The following is a 1,801-nucleotide window of genomic DNA, read 5'->3' as shown; positions in this document are numbered from 1 at the left end:
GTGCTTTTGCCGTTACGCACCACCCCGTCAGTAGCTGAACAGGAGGGACAGCTGATAGAAACAGAAGCCACTGGAGCACCTCAAAAACACCATCATACACTAAATCATTAAGTTGGCAGCATCACCGATTTTTTAAACATATAAAATACCATCAATGAAGTGATTAAGAAGTTATAGAGTAACAGAGAATTAATAAGATTCTTTTCTCTGAGACGCCAGAATATTTGTTCTGGCGTCTGATTTTGAGTTTATTTGACTAATGAAAATAGATCATTGAGTGATTCGCTCATCGACGGATGAGTAAATATCTGATCGCGTAATATGCTATAAGGCAGCCCGGCATCCATCACCATTTTCACTATATTGATCATCTCGTGGGAGTCAATACACAGCAGTGATGCTCCTAATATACGTTGGGTTTTATTATCAACAATCGCTTTTAATACCCCACGGGTATCGTTCATCACTCTGGCGCGCGGAATTGCAGCTACAGGCAATGTCACCACCTGAATATCAGCACCACTCTCTCTGGCTTGTTCTTCTGTCATACCAACCCTGGACAGGGGCGGTGTCATAAATACGGAATAAGGCACATTTTTCCGATCATCAGTACTACGTTTGCCTTCACCCAGTAACTCATCACGTACAATGCGGTAATCATCCAGTGATATGTAAGTAAATTGCAGCCCGCCGGTAACATCTCCCATCGCCCAAATATTGTCTGCGGTGGTATGTAATCGCTTGTCAACGACAATTGCCCCGCGCTCGTTTACTGCGATACCGGCATTTTCTGGATGTAACGAAGCGGTAGCCGGTTGACGACCGGAAGCTATTAACAGTGCATCCACCGCCAGTTGGGCGTGCTCGCTATGCACTTGCACTTGATTTTCATGGTGACTGATTCGCTCCACATGGGCATTGAGGATAATATCGACGCCCTGATCGCGTAAAATCGTCGCGATATTATCAGCAATATCCCGATCTTCCCGAGGCAAAAACAGCGAAGCTGCCTCTAAAATGGTTACTTTGCTGCCAAAATTAGCGAACATAGAGGCGAACTCAACGCCAATATATCCGCCGCCCAAAATACCTAAATGCCCAGGCAATTCTTTTAGATTAAGTAATCCGGTGCTGTCATATACACCAGGCGTGGTGGTAATTCCAGGAATTGGCGGAACCACGGCTTGTGCACCGGTATTAATAAAAATTTTCTCGCCATGAATCTCCAAATTTCCCTCAGGCCGATGAACACGCAGGCTATGATTATTGATAAACTCCGCCTGGCCGTCGATCACGTCGATATTGGGCATATCCGCAAGATTATGAAAATTCTTATTACGTAAAAAATTAACCACTTCATTTTTACGCTGTATGGCACGGACAAAATCTGTGTGCTGCTGTGCGTCATGAACCAATGTTTTGGTTGGGATACAGCCGATATTAATACAGGTCCCGCCATACATTGCATTTGATTGTTCGATGAGAGCCACACGCCAACCTGCTTTTGCCAGCGTGACGGCTAATGTTTTTCCAGCCTTGCCAAAACCAATAATAACTGCCTGATATTTATTCATGATGATTTCCTGTCGAAACGCGTTCATTTGACATCATGACTATAGACGCAAAAGGTGATGCTGCCAACTTACTGATTTAGTGTATGATGGTGTTTTTGAGGTGCTCCAGTGGCTTCTGTTTGGCTTTGTTGAATAAATCGAACTTTTGCTGAGTTGAAGGATCAGATCACGCATCTTCCCGACAACGCAGACCGTTCCGTGGCAAAGCAAAAGTTCAAAATCACCAA

The 1,801-nt window shown here is 44.4% G+C and carries 3 protein-coding genes; 1 reads left to right on the top strand and 2 read right to left on the bottom strand.

Going from position 1 to position 1,801, the window contains the following annotated elements; all coding sequences use genetic code 11:
• Positions 1-71: IS1 family transposase (locus tag ACOTX3_RS25960; RefSeq protein ID WP_001568368.1), on the bottom strand; the 71-nt coding region annotated here is incomplete at its 3' end.
• Positions 72-248: 177 nt separating this feature from the next.
• On the bottom strand, positions 249-1,574 hold the full coding sequence (rclA, locus tag ACOTX3_RS25955) for a reactive chlorine resistance oxidoreductase RclA (protein WP_007896426.1): 1,326 nt from the start codon (positions 1,572-1,574) through the stop codon (positions 249-251).
• 153 nt (positions 1,575-1,727) lie between these two features.
• On the opposite strand from rclA, the gene ACOTX3_RS25950 reads away from it, so the two are divergent.
• A partial coding sequence (locus tag ACOTX3_RS25950; RefSeq protein ID WP_223175615.1) for a hypothetical protein occupies positions 1,728-1,801 on the top strand: 74 nt, incomplete at its 3' end.

Source organism: Enterobacter cloacae complex sp. IR5384, from assembly GCF_049237265.1.
Classification (GTDB): Bacteria; Pseudomonadota; Gammaproteobacteria; order Enterobacterales; family Enterobacteriaceae; genus Enterobacter; species Enterobacter cloacae.
The sequence above is the reverse complement of the archived record's forward strand: the minus strand, read 5'-3'. Positions and strand labels throughout refer to the sequence as shown.